We start from the raw sequence: 19,097 nt of genomic DNA on the forward strand, positions 1-19,097 counted from the left end.
CCGCATGTCGAGCTGGCGCAAGCTGCACCTCCCGTCCACGGCATGGCTGGCCGCTGCGCTGCTGCTGGCCTTGGCCGCGGTTCCGGCCCGCGCCGCGGGCGAACGCCATGACCTTGCCTACGCCTGGAGCGTGGCGACGATCGACAGCGGCTTCGGTCAGCGCGAATGGGTGGAATCCGGTGATTTCGACCTCGATGGTCGCCTTGACCTGGTCACCCTGGCCAACAACTGGACCGACGTGCGGCTGGTGTTCCTGTTCCAGCGCGCCGACGGGCAGGCGCCTGAGCCGCAGGAGTTCGTGCTGTCGGCGCTTTCGCCCGGCAAGGCAGTGGTCGGGCTGGCCACGGCTGACCTGAACCGGGACGGCAGGCCGGAAGTGCTGGTGTCCACCACCCAAGGCTTGGTGGTGGCGCGTATCGGTGCCGGCCGCACTTTCGCCAACACCAGCTACCAGGCCGACCGGCGCGTGGCGCTGTCGCCGCCGGTGGCCATGGACGTTGACGGGGACAGCCATGTTGACGTGGTGCAGAGCGAGCGCTCGGACGCTGGCAACACGCCGGCCGAGATCGTCATCCGGTATGGCGACGGCACTGGCGCGCTGCCGCGCACCCGCATCATCCCGACGGGCAAGAGCCGCTTCTTCCGCCTCGAGGCGGGCGACATCAACGGCGACGGTGCAGTCGATCTGGTCGGCCTGCTCTCGCCGCAGTTCCCCATGGCTGCGTATCCGGTCGCCATCCTCTTCGGTGACGGTACGGGCGGCTTTGCCGGCCCGGACACGTCGGCGGCTCGTCGCAACTATTCCGACGTCGCCGTCCTCGATTTCAACGGCGACGGCCGCGACGACGTGATGATGGCCAACCCGTCGTTCACCGAGTTCTTCTCTTCGTCCGTGCTCACTGAAAGCCATGTGTTCGTGCAGGATGCCGGCGGGCAGCTGTCTGCCCCCGTTCGCATCGCGCTGCCGGCGCGTGCGCGCACTTTCGACTACGTCGACCTCGACGGCGACGGCCAGCGCGACCTGGCCAACGTGTCCAACAATGAGCGGGCGCGCATCGGCATGCGCCTGAATCGCGCCGGGAATTTCGAACCGCTGCGCGAGTTCGCGGTGTCAGATTCGCCCGCCACCTTCGGGCCCCAGTCGACGTTCGGGCGGGACAGCGTCGTGTATGGCGATTTCAACGGTGACGGCATCACCGATGCCGCCGTGGCCGGTTTCGACGGGCGAATCGTGCTGATGGCGGGCCGCCGCGTCCCGTGGGCCACCAACGTCAGTCCACCCGGCGCGCCCCGGGCCGTGACGGCGGTGTTCGAAGGTCTGGGCACCTTCGTAAGGGTCGGTTTCCAGCCGCCCGCTTCGGACGGCGGAAGCCCGATCACCCGTTACGAAGTGGTGGGTGACCCTGGCGGTGCCGTGTTCGATCCGTCTTCCGAAAGTGACCCGCTTTCGCTCTCGCGCCGGGTGGCTGGCCAGGTGAACGGGGGCCAGTATCGGTACTTCGTGCGGGCTTACAACGCCGCTGGCCCCGGCCCGCTTTCCCAGGCATCGGGCGTCGTGCAGGTGCTCACCCTGCCGACGATGCTGGCCGGCGTGGCGCAGGTCCGCGAGCCCGACAGCGGCACCCGGATTCTTCGCTTCCGGCTCGAGGTGAATGGCGAAGTCCTGGCGGGCGGCGCCAGTTTCGACGCCAGGACCGTGGACGGCACGGCGCAGGCCGGCCTGGACTACGAGCCGCTCACCCTGACCGGCATCCGCATCCCCGAGGGCGGGAATTCAGCCACCGTGGACGTCACGGTGCTGGCCGATGACCTCGTGGAGTCGACGGAATTCCTCAGCCTGCAGATCAGCAACACGGTGGGGCTGCGAAGCGTGGGCAGCTTCGGCGGCGCCATCGAAGATTCGGACGGCCCGCCCGATCCTCCGACGCTCCGGGTGGGTGAAGCGTCGGTGCTGGAGGGCAACAGCGGGAGCACGGTTCTGCGCTTCCCGCTTTCCCTGTCGGCGGCCGCGGCCAACAACGTCACGTTCAATGCGGCCACCCGGGATATCAGTGCTACCGAAGGTGTCGACTACACGGGCGTGAGCCGCCAAGTGGTGATTCCGGCGGGCCAGGTCGCAGGGTGGTTCGACGTGCCGGTGACGCCGGACGTGGAGGACGAATTCGATGAGGCCCTTGTCCTGGACTACACCAACGTGGTCGGGGCTTACACCCTCTCCGACCAGGCCATCGGCAGGATCCTTGATGACGACGTGGACCGTGGCAACGTGTCCGAGCCGTTCCTGGCCGAAGCCGAGAAAGGATATGTGGACATCGAACGGCCAGCGCTCTTCGCGGAGACTGCGCTGTTGAGCGGCACCCAGATGATCGTGCCCGGCTCGCGCCAGGCCGTGCTTGCCCAGGACCCGACCCCGCTGCTGCCGTTTGATTCGCTGTCCGGCGGCGTCACGTGGACTTCCGTGGCGGTGCCGGCCAACCCCACCGCCACGGCGGTGGAGGTGCGCGTGCTGGCTGTCGCGGAATCCGCCACCGTGGGCAGCCTGTCGCTGTTCGTCGGCCCCGGCAACACGCCGTCCGCCGGCGCGGTCGCCTGCCGCAGGGACAGTGGCCTGGCGCGCGACCTGTGCGAGCTGGTGCTGCGCCGCGAGCCGTTCGCGCCGGAAACGCGCTACTGGGCGTTGGTGCAGAATACGCGCGCCGGCGGCACCGGCACCGACCTGATCGATCTGGAACTGGGCGCGGTGGCCATGGTTCCGGTCAATCGCGAGCTGGTGGCCAGCGCCCAGGCCCGCATGTCGGGCATGCTTGTCCCGATTCGGCTCGGCTGGGACATTCCGAGCCTGCTGCCGGGCGAGCGTCGCCTGGGCTACCTGATGATCGCCTCGGCGCCCGGCCAGATGATCTACAACGAGCCGATCCGCCTTCATCGCAACGGCGCCATCGACGCGCCGCACGTGCTGGCGCCGGGCGAGCGGCGCGACGTGCGTCTGGCGGCGGGAGATGCGCAGGAGCGCATTGTGTTCGACGTGCCGGTGAACGCGCAGTCGGTCACCTTCACGTTGGAAGGGCAGGGCGAAGTCAGCCTGTTCGCGTCGCACAGCGCGCAGCCGTCTTCCCCGACGATCGCGCCGGCACCGGCGCGTGGGTTGGCCGACGCGGTGTCGTCGCTTCCGGGCGCGGCCCAGTCCATCACGCTGTCGGGTTCGCAGCTCAAGAAAGGTCGCTGGTACCTCACGCCGGCCAACCGCAGCGCGACGCCCGCTTCGGTGACGCTGAGCGCGAGGGTGGTGCCGCAGGGCGCGCGGCCGGCGTTCCGCCCGGGCCACTACTTCAACCCGGCTCGCCCTGGCCACGGTCTGTTCCTGGATTTCGCGGGCGACCAGTGGCTGATGGTCTGGTACACCTACCTGCAGGACGGCACCGCCACCTGGTACTACACCCAGGCGCCTGCGCCCGCCGCCGACCAGGCCCAGTGGCCCGTGGACCTGCTGCGCGTCAGCCGCGGCGAAACCACGCGCGCGGTGCGCGTCGGCTCGGCCACGCTGACCGTGCTTGAGGGCGCGGCGGGTGTTTCTCCCAAGCTTGCGTTCGGCTACAACCTCGACGGCGATGCCGGGTGGGAAACGCTTACGCGCCTGGGCGACGACCAGTGCCCGATGATGGCCGGGCAGAGGCTCGATGCCAGCGGCCACTGGTTCTCGCCGGAGGAACCGGGCCATGGCTTCAGCGCGCAGATCCTGCCCAACACGGAAATCTACGCGGCCTATGTCTACGACGAGAACGGCTTCCCGCGCTGGCTGATCGGGCAGAAGGACTACCAGCCTTCGGTGACGGCGGTGACCCTGCAGATGCTCGAGGGCTTCTGCCCCACGTGTCCGCTGGTGCCACTGCAGTCCAGGTCGGTGGGCGTGCTTACGCGCACGCTGGGCGCGTCTGCGGTGGAGGGTGGCCAGCCCGCCATCACGTCCATCGCGGTGGATGCCGTCTACGAACCCATCTTCTGGGGCGAGTTCGTGGCCGACAGGCCGATCTTCCGCCTGTCCGCACGCAAAGGCTGCGACTGATCCACGGGCCGACCGCATGCCAAGGGGTCTGCGGCCACCTGTGATCTTGTAAGCCACCGGGCGATCGAGCACAGTCCGGGGATCGAACTGGCCCAGGAGCGGCACATGCGTTTTGCATCAGGAATGGCGGTGTTGCTGTTGATCCCGGGCCTGGCGCTTGCCGCCACCACCGAAGAAAAGTTCAGCGTGGTGACCGGTGGCAACAAGGTCGGCCATCTGGTGGCTAGGCACGACGGCGACAGGGTCACGATTGAATTCGACGTCAAGAACAACGGCCGCGGCCCCACCATCGCCGAGACGCTGCAGCTCGACGCCGGCGGCCTGCCCACGCAGTGGACCATCACCGGCGCCACCACCTTTGGAAGCAAGGTGGACGAGCGCTTCGCGCTGGCCGACGGCCAGGCCGCCTGGAAGGACTCCGTGGGCGAGGGCAGCGCCAAGGTCACCGAGCCCAGCCTTTACATCGGCCAGGCCGCCAGCCCTTGGTCGCTGGGGCTTTATGCCCGGGTACTGCTGAAGGACGCCAACCGCACGCTGCCGGCCCTGCCGGGCGGTGAAGTGCGGGTGGTCGTGGGCGAACCGCTGTCGGTAACCGACGGCAAACAGGCCATCACCGTGCGCGTGCACGCCGTCAGTGGGTTGGAGTACGCGCCTGACTATGTGCTGCTGGACGAAAAGCAGGCCCTGTTCGCGGTGGTTTCACCGGGCAGCGTGGTGGTGCGCGAAGGCTTCGAGGGCGAACAGGTGCGTCTGCGCCAAATGGCCGCCGACCTGAGCACGCAGCGCCTGGAACAAATACAGAAGCTCACCGCGCACCGCTACGGCGCGCCGGTGCGCTTCCGCAACGTGCGCATCTTCGATCCGCAGGAGCTGGCGCTGTCGGCGCCGGTCAGCGTGGTGATCAACGGCCGCCACATCAGCAGCATCCAGTCCATCGACAGTGCGGTGTCGCCGGGCGAGGTGCTGGTGGAGGGCGAGGGCGGCACCCTGGTTGCCGGGCTGTACGAAATGCACGGCCACACCGGGCAGGAAGGTGCGCTGCTGAACGTCGCGGCCGGCGTCACCACGGTGCGCGACATGGGCAACGACAACGCGGTGCTGGACGCGCTGATCGCCCGCATCGAGGCCGGCGCCATCGGCGGCCCGCGCATCCACCGCAGCGGCTTCATCGAGGGCAAGAGCCCGTTCAATTCCAACAACGGCATCCTGGTCGACAGCGAGGCCGAGACCCTGGCCGCCGTGCGCTGGTACGCCGCGCGCGGCTACGGCCAGGTGAAGCTGTACAACAGCATGAAGCCCGAATGGTCGGCCATCGCCGCCACCGAAGCCCATCGCCTTGGGCTGCGCGTGGCGGGCCACGTGCCGGCCTTTTCCAACGCCGATGCGATGGTGGATGCCGGCTACGACGAGCTCACCCACATCAACCAGATCGCACTGGGCTGGGTGATCAAGCCCGAAGAAGACACGCGCACCCTGTTCCGCCTGACCGCCCTCAAGCGGCTGGCCACGCTGGACCTGCAGTCGGCGCCGGTGCAGCGCACGCTGGCCCACATCGCCGACCGCAAGGTGGCGGTGGAGCCCACCATCGCCATCCACGAGAACCTGCTGCTCAACCGCGGCGGTGCCGTGCCGCAGGGTGCGGTGGACTACATCGACAACCTGCCGGTGGGTGAACAGCGCAGCGCGCGCCAAGGCTGGGCCGACATGTCCGCGCCCGGCGATGCCGAGGCGTACGCCGTGGCCTACACCAAGCTGATGGACACGCTTCGGCAGATGCGCGAGCGCGGCATCCTGCTGATTCCGGGCACCGACCTGGGCGGCTCGTTCACCTTCCATCGCGAACTCGAACTGTTCAACCAGCTGGGCTACACGCCGGCCGAAGTGCTGCGCCTGGCCACCTGGGACATGGCCATGTACCTCGGCCAGAACCAGAGCACGGGCTCGATCGAGAAGGGCAAGCTGGCCGATTTCTTCCTGGTGCCGGGCGACCCCACCGCCGACCTCAAGGCCATCAAGACCATTCGCGCGGTGGTGAAGGACGGCACGGTGTACTACCCGTCCGAGATTTACCCGCACTTCGGTATCAAGCCTTTCGCCACCGCTCCCAAAGTCACGCTGCCATAAGGTTGCGCGCCGGCTTGCGAAGCGTATTGCCGGTCTTGCGCTGGCGGCCTCAGGACGCCAGCCGCGCCACCACGAAATCGATCAGCGCGCGCAGCCGCGCCAGGCGCCGCAGGTCGCGGTGATAGCCCAGCCAGGTGTCGCGGCCGGGCGGGTCTTCGCCCAGGTCCAGGCGCTCCAGACCAGGCAGCCGGGCGCCCAGCGGGCGCGGCAGCACGCACACGCCGGCCCCCTGCAGGCATAGCCGCGCCTGCACGTCGCGGTTGTTGCTGCGCAGCGCTACGTGCGCGTGCGGCAGCAGCGTTTGCAGCCAGCTGTCGTCGGGCGCGCCCGAGAACGCCGAGTCCAGTGCGATCAGCGCCGTGCCGCGGCCGTCGCCACGCTCGGGCCGGGGGGCGCCCGCGCGCTGGTAGGCGGCGTAGGGAATGTGCATCAGCCTGCTGGCCACCACGTCGGGCTCGGTGAAGCGCCGGATGCGGAAGGCCAGGTCGGCTTCGCGGCGCGACAGGCTGAGGAAACGCGCATCGGTGATCAGTTCCACCATCACGCGCGGATGCAGGCGCGAGAAATCCGCCAGCACCGGGGCCAGCAGGGTCACGCCGAACCAGTCCGAGCTGGTCACGCGCAGCGGGCCCTCGAGCTGCTGGGCCTGGCCTGCGAGTTCCCGTTCGATGGCCAGCGCCTCGGCCTCCATGCGCTCGGCGTGGCGCAGCACCGCGCCGCCCTCTTCGGTGAGCACGAAGCCCTCGGCGGTGCGGCGGAACAGCGGGTGGCCGATGGCCGCTTCCAGCGCACGCAGGCGGCGGCCCATGGTGGGCTGGGTCTGCGCCAGCGTGCGGGCGGCGGCGCCCAGCTTGCCCTCGCGGGCAATGGCCAGGAACACACGCAGGTCGCTCCAGTCCATCGCGCATTCCGTGCCGAAAGTCCATGCAATTATGCATGGGCATCGTGCCGTTATGGCGGTATCCATGCTTCGATGCCGCCGATACCGTGGCCGTGCCGACGCCACCGTGCCGGCGCGTGCCGCCGCGATCCGGCGAAAGGAAACCCAAGGTGTCGACAGGGAAGATGATCGGCCGAATGTTGAAGCACGGCCTGCTGGGCCTGCTGATGGTGGTGGCGGCCGTGCTGCTGGTCCGCCAGGGCCTGGTGCCGCTGGCCGCGGCGGCATTCGCGCCGGAGCCGGCGACGCTGAGCCTGCTGCGCCGCACCGGCATTTTCCTGGCCGTGCTGCTGGCCTACGCGGCGTGGCGGCGCTGGGTGCTGCCGGGTCCCGCGCCGGACCTGCGTTTTCGTCCGCTGGCGGTGATGGCCGGTGGCCTGGGCGGTGCGGCGCACATCTCGGTGGTCACGCTGGCGGGGTTCGCCGCCGGGTACTACGTGGTGGTGGCGGCGCCGGGCGGCTCGCCGGCGCTGCTGGGCGTGGCGGGCCTGATCCTCATCGCGGCCTTCATGGAAGAAGTCGTCTACCGCGGCGTGCTGTTCGGCACCCTGGAAGACGGGCTGGGCAGCACTGCGGCGATGTGGCTGCAGTCGCTGGTGTTCGCGGCGATGCACCTGTCCAACGCGCCCGCCAGCAACATGGAGCTGGCCACCACGATGGTCGCAGGCACGCTGATCGGCGCCCTCTGGACCGCGCTGTATGCGTGGACGCGCAGCCTGTGGGTGGTGACGGCGCACCACGCTTTCTGGAACTTCGCCATCATCCTCACCGGCCTGCCGCTTTCTGGCATCAGCGACTGGCGCGCGCTGGCGCCGTTCGAGAGCGCCTATCGCGGCCCGGGCTGGCTGACTGGCGGCGTGTTTGGTCCCGAAGACGCGTTGCTTTGCCTGGGCGTGGTGGCGATATCGCTGGCCGTTTTCATCCGCCTGGCCAAGCGCAGCGGGCGATGGTTGCCGGCCAGGGTCGGGCGCGGCGTGCACGGCGCCCCGGCCCCGGTGCGAGCTTCGGCCTGAGCCCCGGCTTGTGTTGTGCGGGCTTCGCATCCACCTTGAAAGGCATGGACGACTCCCTCCCGGCCGCCGGCGCGCTGCCTTTCGAACACACCTACGCAGCCCTTCCGGCGAAGTTCTGGCAGCGCGTGGACCCCACGCCGGTGAAGGCGCCGCGCCTGCTGGCGTTCAACGATGCGCTGGCCGCGGAGCTGGGCATCACCCGCGGCGATGATGCCGCCGACGTGTTCGCGGGCAACAAGGTTCCGGTGGGCGCGCTGCCGCTGGCCATGGCCTATGCGGGCCACCAGTTCGGCCACTTCGTGCCGCAGCTGGGCGACGGCCGCGCCATCCTGCTGGGTGAATTGATTGATCGCCACGGCCAGCGCCGCGACCTGCAGCTCAAGGGCGCGGGCCCCACGGCGTTCTCGCGCAACGGCGACGGCCGCGCCGCGATCGGACCGGTGCTGCGCGAGTTCCTGATCAGCGAAGCCATGCATGCGATGGGCCTGCCCACCACGCGCTCGCTGGCGGCGGTGGCCACCGGCGAGCACGTATTCCGCGAGGGGCCGGTGCCCGGCGCGGTGCTGGCGCGCGGGGCGGCCAGCCACGTCCGCGGGGGGACGTTGCAGTTTTTAGCGGCGCGCCGTGCTACCGACGGCGTGCGCCAGCTGGCCGACTACGTCATCGCCCGCCACTACCCCGAAGCGGCGCACGCGCCGCGGCCGTACCTGGCCCTGCTCGAAGCCGTGGCGCGCCGGCAGGCGGCGCTGGTGGCGCAGTGGCAGCACGTGGGCTTCATCCACGGGGTGATGAACACCGACAACACCACGCTGTCGGGCGAAACCATCGACTACGGCCCCTGCGCCTTCCTGGACGACTACGACCCGGGCAAGGTGTTCAGCTCGATCGACCGCGCCGGCCGCTATTCGTTTTCCAACCAGCCGGCCCTGGTGCGCTGGAACGTGGCGCGCCTGGCCGAGACGCTGCTGGCGCTGATCGACGCCGATGGCGAGGTGGCGCTGGCCGAGGCCAGTGCGGTGATCGAGGCAATGCCTGCATGGTCGGAGGCGTCGTGGCTGGACGGCATGCGCGCCAAGCTGGGCCTGTCGAGCGCCGAAGACGGCGACCAGGCGCTGGCGCAGGACCTGCTGGAGGCCATGCGCGCCGTGGCCGCCGACTACACGCTGGTGTTCCGCGCGCTGGCCGAGGCTGCGCAAGGTCGCGAACCCGAGGGCCTGCTGGCCCTGCCGCGCTCGCCCGCGTTCGACGCGTGGCGGGCGCGCTGGCGGCACCGCCTGGCCAGCGATCCGCGCACGGCCGCCGTGCGCGCCGCGGCGATGCGCATGGCGAACCCGGCCGTCATTCCGCGCAACCACCGCGTGCACGAAGCCCTGGTCGCCGCCGAGCAGGGCGACCTGGCGCCGTTCGAAGCGCTGCTGGCCGCCATCCGCCGGCCCTGGGACGACACGCCGGCATCGCGTCCCTTCATGGTCCCGCCCGAACCCGGACAGCGCGTGCTGCAGACCTTCTGCGGTACCTGAGGCGCCAGCCCCATGCATTGACCGAACGCCAGGGCATCGCGGCGGGCGTCGCCCCGGGGCCGCAGTTGATGCAGGTCAATGGTCGCCGGCGCGCGGCCGCGCAGACTGGGGCTCAGACCCCATCGGCCCATTGGCCAGAGGAACACCATGATCCGCTACGTATCGGGCGACCTGCTCAAGAGCCAGGCCCAGGCCATCGCCCACGGCGTTGCTCCCAACGATGATTTCGGCCAGGGCCTGGCCCATTCCCTGCGCGAGCAGCAGCCGGCGATGTACAAGGACTTCCGCCACTACTGCCAGACCCAGCATCCCAAGGCCGGCGGTCTGTGGACCTGGGCCGGTGCGCAGGGGCCGCGCATCGTGGCGCTGTTCACCCAGGAAGGCAGCTACGACCACGGCGCCAAGCCGGGCAAGGCCTCCGCGGCCAATATCAACCACGCGCTCAAAGCGCTGGTGGCCGAAGCCGCACGCGAAGGCTGGACCAGCCTGGCCCTGCCGCGCCTGGCGACCGGCGTGGGCGGCATGGACTGGAGCGAGGTGAAGCCGCTGTTGGAACACCACCTGGGCGAGCTGGCGATCCCGGTGCTGGTGTACGAAACCTTCCACGCCGGCGAACAGGCCGATGAGCCGTTGACTGCGGCCTGACCGGCAACCGTTCAAGGCAGAACGCCCGGCTGCAGGCGCCTGCACCGGGCTTTTTGCATTGTTCCGACAGGTATGGCGTGCGCAAGGGGCGTTTGATCGCGGCTTTGCGGGCTTGGCATGCAACGTGCAGTGGGTTAATCACCCAACCAAGGAGTTCCATCCATGTCCCTGTCCATGATCCTGCTGATCGTCCTCATCCTGCTGTTGGTCGGTGCGCTTCCGACCTGGGGCCACAGCCGGAGCTGGGGCTACGGCCCGAGCGGCGGCCTGGGCCTGGTGGTGCTGATCATCATCGTGCTGTTGGTGATGGGTCGTATCTGACCCGCTGGTGATGCGCCCCCAGAGGCGCACGTCAAACCCTGAGGGGCGGCCATGGCCGCCCCTTTCTTTTTGCAACGCCATCGCCCGACGGCTCAGCCGGTGGGCGCGCTGTCCAGGAACCACACTTCCACTTCGCCGCTGGTCTTGATGGTCATGGCGTTGGCGTGGCGGTCAAGCGACTTGCCCACGGGCAACCGTACCCAACCTTCGGAGATGCAGTATTCCTCGACGTTGTTGCGCTCGACGCCCTTGAAGCGCACGCCGATGCCGCGTTCGAGCACGGCGCCGTCGTAGAACGGGCTGCGCGGGTTGACGGAAAGGCGGTCGGGAAGCGTGGTGCTCATGGCGGGATCCTTGGCGAGAGGGCGACATGATAACGCGCCGTCGAGGTTAGACTTGCGGCATGAGCCAGAGCGCACTCAACGTACTGGGCCGCCCGCTGCTGCCCTGCGGCACCGAGCCGATGACGGGTTATTTCCGCGACGGCTGCTGCCGCACCGACGCCAGCGACCGCGGGCTGCACGTGGTGTGCGCAGTGATGACGTCCGAGTTCCTGGCGTTTTCGCTGCACCGCGGCAACGACCTTTCCACGCCGCGCCCGGAGTTCGATTTCCCTGGCCTGCGTCCGGGGGATCGCTGGTGCCTGTGTGCGAACCGCTGGCTGGAGGCGTGGATGGAGGGCAAGGCGCCGCGCGTGGTGCTGCAGGCCACGCACCTGAACGCTTTGGGCGTGGTGACGCTGGACCAGCTGCGGCAACTGGCCGTGGACTCCTCCCTCCCCTGAGATGCCTTGCAAAATGCATGGCCCGGCCCTGGGGATTCATGCAAACTGCAATGTAAGTTGCCCGCAGCAAGTGGGGCCGCCCTAGCCTGCAGGCCTGCGTGGGGGTGGCACGGGCCTTGCACCGTCTTCGGCACCCCCCTTGGAGTTTCCCTTGGCCGAATCCGTCTCCAGCCCCATAGGTCGAATCCTCGCGATCGACGACGACGCTCGACTGCTCGAGAGCTTCGGCATGTGCCTCGAAGGGGCCGGCTATCGCGTGTCCACGGCCGCCACGCTGCAGGCGGGCATGAAGCTGGCCGCCGCCCAGCCGTTCCACGTGTGCCTGCTTGACCGGAACATCGGCCACGAGTCGGGCATGGACGGGCTGCCGCGGCTGCGTGAGCTGGCGCCGCAGATGCGCATCATCATGGTCACGGCCCACTCGCGGGTGGACGATGCGGTGAAGGCGCTGTCGGAAGGCGCCAGCGATTACCTGGTGAAGCCCTGCTCGCCCGAGCAGCTGCGCATCGCGGTGGCGCGCCAGATGGACACGATGCGCCTGCTCGACAAGATCGAGCGCCTGGAGCGCGAAGTCGAGCCCAGTGCGGCAGTGGACCTGAAAAGCAAAAGCCCGGCGATGGCGCAGGTGCTGGCGATGGCCCGGCAAGTGTCCGCCACCGACGCCAACCTGCTGCTGCTGGGCGAAAGCGGCACCGGCAAGGGCGTGCTGGCCAACGCCATCCACCAGTGGAGCCGGCGCGCACAGGCGCCGTTTGCCACCATCAACTGCCCGTCGCTTTCGGCCGAGCTGATGGAAAGCGAACTGTTCGGCCACGCCAAGGGCTCGTTCACCGGCGCCACCCAGAGCACGCAGGGCCGCGTCAGCAACGCCGACGGCGGCACGCTGTTCCTGGACGAGGTGGGTGATTTCCCGCTGGCGCTGCAGCCCAAGCTGCTGCGCTTCATCCAGGACAAGGAATACGAGCGCATCGGCGACCCGGGTACGCGCCGAGCCGATGTGCGCATCATCTCGGCGACCAACCGCGATCTGGAAGGGATGGTTGCGGACGGGAGCTTCCGGCTGGACCTGCTTTACCGGCTCAACGTGATCAGCCTGACGCTGCCGGCGCTGCGCGACCGGCCCGAAGACCTCGAAGACCTTGCGCTGGGCTTCATCGGCCGCTACGCCCGCAGCTACCACCTGCCGGCCACGCGGCTGGCGCCCGAAGCACTGGCGCGCATGCGCGCCTACCCCTGGCCGGGAAACGTCCGCGAACTGCAGAACGTGATGGAACGCGCGGTGATCCTGTGCACGGGCGAGGTGATCACGTCCGAGCAACTGGCGCTTGGCGCGCAGAACACCGTTGGCGGCGACGCCGCACCCGCCGCGGTGGCGGGTGCACCCATGACCATCAACCTGCTGGAGCGGCGCCACATCGAGGCGGTCCTGGCCGCCAGCGAAACGCTGGATGCCGCCGCGAAAACGCTCGGTATCGACGGGTCCACCCTGTACCGAAAGCGCAAAGCCTACGGAATCTGAAGGAACGACCGCCCCATGCGTGATGCCCGGGCGGGATTCGCAATCTGGAGTGAGGGACGTGCAGCACTTTGAAAAGCCCAACCATCGATCCGGCGGCGCCACGCGCTCTGCCGTGGAAGTGTTGAAGCCCAGGCTGCTGTCTGGCGTGCTGCTGGCCGTATGGGTGCTGGCCATCGTTGTCGCCGGCGCCGCCGCGGGGCTGCTGTTCCCGCCCGGTGAGTGGTACCAGCAGTTGGCCAAGCCAACCTGGAACCCGCCGTCGTGGGTGTTCGGCCCGGTCTGGACGACGCTTTACGTGCTGCTGGGTATTGGCGCGTGGCTGGTGTGGCGCGAGCCGGCCATATCGGCCGAAGAACGCCGGGGCGCATGGATAGCTTTCGCCGTCCATGCGGTGCTCAACCTGTCCTGGACTGCGCTGTTCTTCGGGCTGAAGCAGCCGGGCCTGGCCTTCGCTGAAATCTGCCTGCTGTGGGTGGCGCTGCTCTGGATGACGCTGCGCTTCGGCCGGGTGCGCCCGCTCGCGGGCTACCTGCAGGTGCCGCTGGTGCTTTGGGTAAGCTTCGCGCTGGTGCTCAATGGCACCATCTGGCTGATCAACACCTGACCCAGGCCTGCTTCGAGAAACTAGGGGAATCCATGCCGAATCGGCCCGCCACGTTCCGTTATCGGGTTTATAGCGGCCTGCTGTTCTTTTCCGTCCTTGTGATCCTGGGCACGTCGATACTGTCGCTGCGCACCACGGGCCAGCTGCAGGAGTCGGTGTCGGTTGCCAGCCACACCGAACAGGTCATCACCCATGTGCATGAATTCTGGGGCGTGGTGGGGAACAGCGAATCCAACGGCCTGCGCTACATCTTTACCGGCGAACCGCGGTTCCTGGAAGCCTTCCGGACCGACATAGCCGCGATCGACAAATCGTTGAAGCAGCTGACAGCGCTGACGGCCGACAATGCCCAGCAGTCCACCAAGGTGGACGAGATACGGCGGCTGCACATGGAGCGCGTGGGTTTCGGCACGGCCACCATGGAACTGAAGTCACAGGAAATGGCGGGCAATGCCGCCGCTGGCCGTGCGGTGAGGGAGCGCCTGGCGAGTGGTGCCGGGGGTACCCTCCGGGAAGACCTGCGGTTGGCAACGGACGCCCTGTTGACCGAGGAGCGCGCACTTCTGGTGGCACGCAGCCAACAGCGCAACCAGATGATCCGCCAGAACTGGGCCACCGTGCTGATCGCCAACAGCCTGGCGCTGGTGGCCGGCATGGTGGGCTATTCCGCCACGCGGCGCATGCAGCGAAACTCACTGGAAGCCTTCCGTGCCGACCTGCAGGCTGAGCAGGCGCGCCGTTCAAGCCAGGACAAGTCTATTTTCCTGGCCAGCATGAGCCACGAAATCCGCACCCCGATGAATGCCATTTTCGGCTTCACCAACCTGCTCGAGGAAACCGTCACCGACCCCACCCAGGCCGAATACCTGGCCTCGATCAAGAAGAGCAGCCAGGCGCTGCTTTCGCTTATCAACGACGTGCTGGACCTGTCGAAGATGGAGGCCGGCAAGTTCGAGTTGCGCGAAGAGCCCACCGAGCTGCACGAGATCGTCGACCAGACCCTGGTGATGTTCCGGCAGACCGCTGACGCCAAGGGCATCTACCTGCGCGCCGAATACGAAGGCCGTGCCGAGCAGCCGCTGCTGGTTGACCCGGTGCGCCTGCGCCAGGTGCTGATCAACCTGGTGGGCAACGCCATCAAGTACACCGAGAAAGGCGGTGTGATCGTTTACATCTGCTGCGTGCCAAGCGAACTGGACGGCCACTGCGACCTGAAGATCGACGTGGTGGACACCGGCACGGGCATCGCGCCCCACCAGCTGGGCCTGATCTTCGATCCGTTCGAACAGGGCGACAATCCCGACGGCAAGAGCCGCGAGGGTACCGGCCTGGGGCTGAGCATCGCCCGCCGGTTGGCCACGCTGATGGGTGGCGAGCTGGGCGCGCAAAGCAAGCTGGGCGAGGGCTCGCGGTTCACCATGAACATGCCGCGCCGCGCGCTGCATCTTTCCTCCGTCAGCCAGAAGCCGACGGCCGGGGCGGAGGTTGATTTCGACCGGCTGCCGCCGCTGGAGGTGCTGGTGGTGGACGACGTGGCGTGGAACCGCGACCTTGCGCTGGCTTACCTGAGCGGAAGCCATCACACGGTGCGCGAGGCAGGTGACGGTGTCGAGGCGCTGGAAAAAATAAAGGAAAAGGCGCCCGATGTGGTGTTGATGGACCTGCGCATGCCCCGCATGTCGGGCGAGCAGGCGATGTTGAAAATAAAGTCCGACCCCCAAATCGCCCAGCTGCCGGTGATCGCGGTTACGGCGTCCAGCATGCGGGAGGATGAGAGTGCGGTGCGCCGGCGTTTCGACGGTTTGGTCCGCAAACCCTATTCCAAGGCCGACCTGTTCGAGAGTCTGGCCAGGCACTTCCCGGCCAAGCCGCTCGCGGCGGCAATGCGCACGTCCGAAGCGGCGTCGCCGGAATTGCCGGGCCCGCGCGTGCGCGACGAGGCGGCCCTGGCCAGCTTCCAGCGGTTGCTGGACCAGCGCATGGCCGGCATGCGTGCGTCCTTGCGCATGCGTGAGATCAGCCATGTGGCCACCGAGCTGGCGGAGTTGGCGGAGGCCCTGCAGTGGCCGGCGCTGGCCGCACACGCGCAGGCACTGGCGGGCGCGGTGGATCGCTTCGACGTGCCGGAGGTAAAGCGTTTGCTCGACGCCACGCCTCAGCCTGGGGATATGCCATGAAGACGGGCTGCAGCGCCATCGTGATGGTGGTGGACGACCAAGAGGCGAACGTGCGCACCGTTGGCGGTCTGCTGGTGCGCGCCGGGTTCGACGTGGTGCCCTGCTTCAGCGGCCAGGAGGCCCTGGACCGCATGGCGGCCGGCCTTCCCGACCTGGTGCTCCTGGACATGCGCATGCCGGTGATGGACGGTTTCCAGGTGCTGGAGCGGCTGCAGGCCGACGAAGCAACACGCCAGCTGCCGGTGATCTTCCTCACCGCCGACCACGAGCGCGAATCGCTGGTGCGGGCCTTCGCCAGCGGCGCGGTGGACTATGTCACCAAGCCCTTCGTGCCCGGCGAGCTGCTGGCGCGCGTGCGCACGCACTGCGAGCTTAAGTTGTCGCGCGACCGTCAGCAGCAGCTCGCACGGGAACGCCAGGAAAGCCTGGAGTTGATCGCGCACGACCTGCGCAACCACTTCACCAACGTGATGTTTGCCAGCGAACTGCTGGCGGCGGGCGGCCTGGCCGACCAGCAGCGCGAGCGTCTTGCGGCGTCCATACGCAGTTCGGCCGATGCCGGGCTGCTGTTCCTGCAGGCGGTGCTGGACCAGGCCGCGGGTGAAGTGCAGGGCCTGGCCCTGGAGCCACTGCCGGCCTCGCAGGTGTTCCAGGACGCCGTGGACGTGATGGCCGTGCAGGCGGCGGCCAAGGGCATGCGCTTCGAGCTGGATCTTGATCCACGGCTGCTGGTGCGCGGCCAGCGCGACGCCGTGGGGCACGTGCTGCAGAACCTGATTTCCAACGCCATCAAGTACGCGCCCGGCGGCAGCGTGGTGACGCTGTCGGCGCAGGCGCACGACAACAATGCGCGGCTGCGGGTGCTGGACATGGGGCCGGGCGTGTCGGACCTGGAGCAGGCGTCCCTGTTCCAGCGCTTCGTCACGCTGTCCAGCCAGCCCACCGGAGGCGAAACCGCCACCGGGCTCGGGCTGGCCCTGGCCAAGCAGAAGTCGCGCGCGCTCGGTGGCGACCTCTGGTACGAACATCGCGCGGGCGGGGGTGCCTGCTTCACGCTGGAGTTGCCGCGCGTGCCGTGAGCCCGCCTGCCCCCCCGCCATGAGGAAGGGCGCGCCTTGCGGCGCGCCCTCTTTGCCTCAAGGCCTGGAAAGCGCCCCTCAGTTCTTGGCGTCTTCCGCCGTTTCTTCGATCACTTCACCGGCTTTCTTGACGTCCTGGCCAGCGCCCGAAATGGTGTTGCAGGCGGTGAGCGAGCCGAGCGCGAAGCCCAGCAGAGCGAGGGCAGCGAAAGTGCGCAGCGTGGTCTTCATGGTGATTCCTTGGCGTGGTGGAACGTGGAGAGGCTTTCTGGATCCCGGGTAGGGGATCGGCCGTGGCCGATCCTGTCCAAAACAACTACAAGAAGCGTGCCAACCTTGCCCTGCACGCACTGTGCGCAATGCACGCGTCATTCGATCACAGCGACTTGCGAAATGCACGACGCCCGGCCGGGCCGCCGTGCAGCGTGCACGTCCGCCGCCGCAAGGACGGCGCGACAGCCCTTTGGCAAGGGCCCGGGGCGGTTGGCACAGGACTTGCTGTCTGTTCCATGACGTCGCTCTGCGACTCCGTGACGCCCTCATCCTTTGCGGCGCCGCGAATACCTACCCCCCAAAGCGGAGTTTCCCCATGAACAAGCTCACCCTTTCCGCCCTGTCGTTCGCCATCGTGCTCGGCATGGCCGGCTGCCAGCCCGAAACCCCGGCCGAAACCCAGCAGGACGTTGCCGAGGCGCGCGTTGACGCCAATGAAGAAGTCCGTGATGCGCAGCTTGACGCCAACCAGACCGCCCTGGACAACAACGCCGACATCTCCGACGAGATGGCGACTGGCGACGCCAGTGACGTGAGCGATGCCCGCGTCGACGCCACCGAAGACACTGCCGAAGCCCGCCACGACGTGGCGATGGCCAAGGCCGACGGCGAGCTTTCCATCGCCAAGGAGCGCTGTGACGGCGTGGCCGACGTGGACCGTGATGCCTGCAACGCGGCTGCGGACGCCGAGTACGAAGCCGCCAAGGCTGCGGCCACGGCCGACCTGGATGCCGCCAACGCCAACGCCGAGGCGATGAAGCGCTGAGCCCTCGGGCTTTCAGCTGAAACCGGTGCACGGCCGCGCGCCGTGCACCGATGCCGGGCCCAGCGCCCGGCCCCCCCAATGGAGAAACCAGATGACCCAGAATAAAACCGCCGCCAGCATCAACGACCTCGTGGAAGCCCTCAACGACGGTGTTGCCTTCTATGACCACGCCGCGGGCGAAGCCAAGGAAGCGGGCCACAAGCAGCTGTTCCTCGACATGAGCCGCATCAAGCGCAGCATCGCCACCGACCTCAAGTCGGAAGTGCTGCGCCAGGGCGGTGAGCCGGCCAATGACAGCAGCTGGCTGGGTGAATTCCGCCAGGGCTACGCCGACCTCAAGGCGAAGATGGTGAAGGACTCGGACGGCGCCTACATCGACTCGCTGGAAGCCCAGGAAGACCGCGTGCTGCACGCCTTCCGCGATGCCGTGGACGCTGACCAGCCCGTGCGCGTGCGCGAAATCGCCGCCAAGTACCTGCCCGAAGTGCAGGGCATGCATGACCGCATGCGTGCGCTGAAGCTGGCCAAGAAGGCCTGATCATCGGGCCTCCGGGCCGCCCGTCCCGCCGTGTATGCGGTGGATCGGCGGCCCGGCAGGCCACGAAGCAAGACACAAAGACCGGCCAATTGGCCGGTCTTTTTGTTTGGCCGCGGGAAAACAGGCGTTTTTTGCCAATTTGGGCTTGGCGCGGCGGCCAACTTGGCCTACATTCGCACTGCCGGAGGGTTTTCCAGGCACCCCAACCACCCAATCAAGCAACAACGGGAATATAAAAACATGGCTACCAAGAAAGCTGCTGCAAAGAAGAAGGCTGCCCCGAAGGCCGCCGCCAAGCCGGCCGCCCCGAAGGCGATCAAGGAAGCGCTGACCAAGTCCGGTCTTGTCGCCCACATCGCCGAAGGTACCGGCGTTGCCGCCAAGGACGTCCGTGCGGTGATGGCTGCCCTCGAAGGCGCCGTGCACGGTTCGGTCAGCAAGAAGGGCGCGGGTTCGTTCACGCTGCCGGGCCTGCTGAAGATCTCGGTCGTCAACGTGCCGGCCAAGGCCAAGCGCAAGGGCATCAACCCGTTCACCAAGGAAGAGCAGTGGTTCGCCGCCAAGCCGGCCTCGGTCAAGGTGAAGGTCCGCCCGCTCAAGAAGCTCAAGGACGCCGCGGCCTGATCCAGGCCCGCGATCCCGTCGGCGCCTGCGGCGAGGGGGAGCAAAACCACGGGGTGGGGGCGCCGCAGCGGGCCCCCCCGGGTTTATTTGGGGTGGGGGGGGGGGGG

General features: G+C 68.2%; 17 protein-coding genes. 14 read left to right on the forward strand and 3 right to left on the reverse strand.

Going from position 1 to position 19,097, the window contains the following annotated elements; all coding sequences use genetic code 11:
- Nucleotides 1–4: 4 nt before the first annotated feature.
- Both K0M70_RS14425 and K0M70_RS14430 read left to right on the forward strand, forming a co-directional pair.
- Complete coding sequence (locus K0M70_RS14425; RefSeq protein WP_290783115.1) at nucleotides 5–4,063, forward strand: FG-GAP-like repeat-containing protein; 4,059 nt, start codon at nucleotides 5–7, stop codon at nucleotides 4,061–4,063.
- A gap of 105 nt (nucleotides 4,064–4,168) precedes the next feature.
- Complete coding sequence (locus K0M70_RS14430; protein WP_290783117.1) at nucleotides 4,169–6,187, forward strand: amidohydrolase family protein; 2,019 nt, start codon at nucleotides 4,169–4,171, stop codon at nucleotides 6,185–6,187.
- A gap of 49 nt (nucleotides 6,188–6,236) precedes the next feature.
- On the opposite strand, the gene K0M70_RS14435 is transcribed toward K0M70_RS14430, so the two are convergent.
- Nucleotides 6,237–7,088 (reverse strand): LysR family transcriptional regulator, encoded by an 852-nt coding sequence (locus K0M70_RS14435; protein ID WP_290783118.1) that lies wholly within the window; start codon nucleotides 7,086–7,088, stop codon nucleotides 6,237–6,239.
- 176 nt (nucleotides 7,089–7,264) lie between these two features.
- On the opposite strand from K0M70_RS14435, the gene K0M70_RS14440 reads away from it, so the two are divergent.
- The 4 genes from K0M70_RS14440 (at nucleotide 7,265) to K0M70_RS14455 (ending at nucleotide 10,626) form a co-directional block, all read left to right on the forward strand.
- The gene (locus tag K0M70_RS14440; protein WP_290783121.1) at nucleotides 7,265–8,140 is read left to right on the forward strand and encodes a type II CAAX endopeptidase family protein; all 876 of its coding nucleotides are present in this window, start codon (nucleotides 7,265–7,267) and stop codon (nucleotides 8,138–8,140) included.
- A 44-nt stretch (nucleotides 8,141–8,184) separates the two neighbouring features.
- Nucleotides 8,185–9,660: a YdiU family protein gene (locus tag K0M70_RS14445; RefSeq protein WP_290783122.1), complete on the forward strand. Its 1,476-nt coding sequence runs from the start codon at nucleotides 8,185–8,187 to the stop codon at nucleotides 9,658–9,660.
- Nucleotides 9,661–9,807: 147 nt separating this feature from the next.
- Nucleotides 9,808–10,305, forward strand: a complete 498-nt coding sequence (locus tag K0M70_RS14450; protein ID WP_290783124.1) for a macro domain-containing protein — start codon at nucleotides 9,808–9,810, stop codon at nucleotides 10,303–10,305.
- Between the two features lie 168 nt (nucleotides 10,306–10,473).
- On the forward strand, nucleotides 10,474–10,626 hold the full coding sequence (locus tag K0M70_RS14455) for a DUF3309 family protein (protein WP_343211221.1): 153 nt from the start codon (nucleotides 10,474–10,476) through the stop codon (nucleotides 10,624–10,626).
- Nucleotides 10,627–10,718: 92 nt separating this feature from the next.
- On the opposite strand, the gene K0M70_RS14460 is transcribed toward K0M70_RS14455, so the two are convergent.
- Nucleotides 10,719–10,970, reverse strand: a complete 252-nt coding sequence (locus K0M70_RS14460; protein ID WP_290783128.1) for a DUF3297 family protein — start codon at nucleotides 10,968–10,970, stop codon at nucleotides 10,719–10,721.
- A gap of 59 nt (nucleotides 10,971–11,029) precedes the next feature.
- Here K0M70_RS14460 and K0M70_RS14465 point away from each other — a divergent pair, with 59 nt between their 5' ends.
- The 5 genes from K0M70_RS14465 (at nucleotide 11,030) to K0M70_RS14485 (ending at nucleotide 16,789) form a co-directional block, all read left to right on the forward strand.
- On the forward strand, nucleotides 11,030–11,410 hold the full coding sequence (locus K0M70_RS14465) for a DUF2237 domain-containing protein (RefSeq protein WP_290783130.1): 381 nt from the start codon (nucleotides 11,030–11,032) through the stop codon (nucleotides 11,408–11,410).
- Between the two features lie 151 nt (nucleotides 11,411–11,561).
- Complete coding sequence (locus tag K0M70_RS14470) at nucleotides 11,562–12,929, forward strand: sigma-54 dependent transcriptional regulator (protein WP_290783132.1); 1,368 nt, start codon at nucleotides 11,562–11,564, stop codon at nucleotides 12,927–12,929.
- 58 nt (nucleotides 12,930–12,987) lie between these two features.
- Nucleotides 12,988–13,533 (forward strand): TspO/MBR family protein, encoded by a 546-nt coding sequence (locus tag K0M70_RS14475; RefSeq protein ID WP_290783133.1) that lies wholly within the window; start codon nucleotides 12,988–12,990, stop codon nucleotides 13,531–13,533.
- 32 nt (nucleotides 13,534–13,565) lie between these two features.
- On the forward strand, nucleotides 13,566–15,710 hold the full coding sequence (locus tag K0M70_RS14480; RefSeq protein WP_290783135.1) for an ATP-binding protein: 2,145 nt from the start codon (nucleotides 13,566–13,568) through the stop codon (nucleotides 15,708–15,710).
- Entirely contained in the window at nucleotides 15,707–16,789 is a 1,083-nt protein-coding gene (locus K0M70_RS14485; RefSeq protein WP_290783136.1) for a hybrid sensor histidine kinase/response regulator, read from the forward strand. Before K0M70_RS14480 ends, K0M70_RS14485 begins: the two co-directional genes overlap by 4 nt.
- A 78-nt stretch (nucleotides 16,790–16,867) precedes the next feature.
- On the opposite strand, the gene K0M70_RS14490 is transcribed toward K0M70_RS14485, so the two are convergent.
- The gene (locus K0M70_RS14490; RefSeq protein ID WP_290783137.1) at nucleotides 16,868–17,020 is read right to left on the reverse strand and encodes an entericidin A/B family lipoprotein; all 153 of its coding nucleotides are present in this window, start codon (nucleotides 17,018–17,020) and stop codon (nucleotides 16,868–16,870) included.
- Nucleotides 17,021–17,378: 358 nt separating this feature from the next.
- On the opposite strand from K0M70_RS14490, the gene K0M70_RS14495 reads away from it, so the two are divergent.
- The 3 genes from K0M70_RS14495 (at nucleotide 17,379) to K0M70_RS14505 (ending at nucleotide 18,990) form a co-directional block, all read left to right on the forward strand.
- Nucleotides 17,379–17,828 carry a hypothetical protein gene (locus tag K0M70_RS14495; RefSeq protein ID WP_290783139.1) on the forward strand — a complete coding sequence of 150 codons (450 nt, stop codon included), beginning with the start codon at nucleotides 17,379–17,381 and terminating at the stop codon, nucleotides 17,826–17,828.
- A 91-nt stretch (nucleotides 17,829–17,919) separates the two neighbouring features.
- On the forward strand, nucleotides 17,920–18,366 hold the full coding sequence (locus tag K0M70_RS14500) for a PA2169 family four-helix-bundle protein (protein ID WP_290783141.1): 447 nt from the start codon (nucleotides 17,920–17,922) through the stop codon (nucleotides 18,364–18,366).
- 240 nt (nucleotides 18,367–18,606) lie between these two features.
- A complete protein-coding gene (locus K0M70_RS14505) occupies nucleotides 18,607–18,990 on the forward strand; it encodes an HU family DNA-binding protein (RefSeq protein ID WP_290783143.1) in 384 nt (127 codons plus the stop codon).
- The last annotated feature ends 107 nt before the right edge of the window (nucleotides 18,991–19,097 follow it).

This window comes from Arenimonas sp. (assembly GCF_019459675.1).
GTDB lineage: Bacteria > Pseudomonadota > Gammaproteobacteria > Xanthomonadales > Xanthomonadaceae > Arenimonas.

Coding starts and splice junctions, on each gene's coding strand:
- K0M70_RS14425 (WP_290783115.1), top strand. CDS start 5: ATGTCGAGCTGGCGCAAGCTGCACCTCCCGTCCACGGCATGGCTGGCC.
- K0M70_RS14430 (WP_290783117.1), top strand. CDS start 4,169: ATGCGTTTTGCATCAGGAATGGCGGTGTTGCTGTTGATCCCGGGCCTG.
- K0M70_RS14435 (WP_290783118.1), bottom strand. CDS start 7,088: ATGGACTGGAGCGACCTGCGTGTGTTCCTGGCCATTGCCCGCGAGGGC.
- K0M70_RS14440 (WP_290783121.1), top strand. CDS start 7,265: ATGTTGAAGCACGGCCTGCTGGGCCTGCTGATGGTGGTGGCGGCCGTG.
- K0M70_RS14445 (WP_290783122.1), top strand. CDS start 8,185: ATGGACGACTCCCTCCCGGCCGCCGGCGCGCTGCCTTTCGAACACACC.
- K0M70_RS14450 (WP_290783124.1), top strand. CDS start 9,808: ATGATCCGCTACGTATCGGGCGACCTGCTCAAGAGCCAGGCCCAGGCC.
- K0M70_RS14460 (WP_290783128.1), bottom strand. CDS start 10,970: ATGAGCACCACGCTTCCCGACCGCCTTTCCGTCAACCCGCGCAGCCCG.
- K0M70_RS14465 (WP_290783130.1), top strand. CDS start 11,030: ATGAGCCAGAGCGCACTCAACGTACTGGGCCGCCCGCTGCTGCCCTGC.
- K0M70_RS14480 (WP_290783135.1), top strand. CDS start 13,566: ATGCCGAATCGGCCCGCCACGTTCCGTTATCGGGTTTATAGCGGCCTG.
- K0M70_RS14485 (WP_290783136.1), top strand. CDS start 15,707: ATGAAGACGGGCTGCAGCGCCATCGTGATGGTGGTGGACGACCAAGAG.
- K0M70_RS14490 (WP_290783137.1), bottom strand. CDS start 17,020: ATGAAGACCACGCTGCGCACTTTCGCTGCCCTCGCTCTGCTGGGCTTC.
- K0M70_RS14495 (WP_290783139.1), top strand. CDS start 17,379: ATGAACAAGCTCACCCTTTCCGCCCTGTCGTTCGCCATCGTGCTCGGC.
- K0M70_RS14500 (WP_290783141.1), top strand. CDS start 17,920: ATGACCCAGAATAAAACCGCCGCCAGCATCAACGACCTCGTGGAAGCC.
- K0M70_RS14505 (WP_290783143.1), top strand. CDS start 18,607: ATGGCTACCAAGAAAGCTGCTGCAAAGAAGAAGGCTGCCCCGAAGGCC.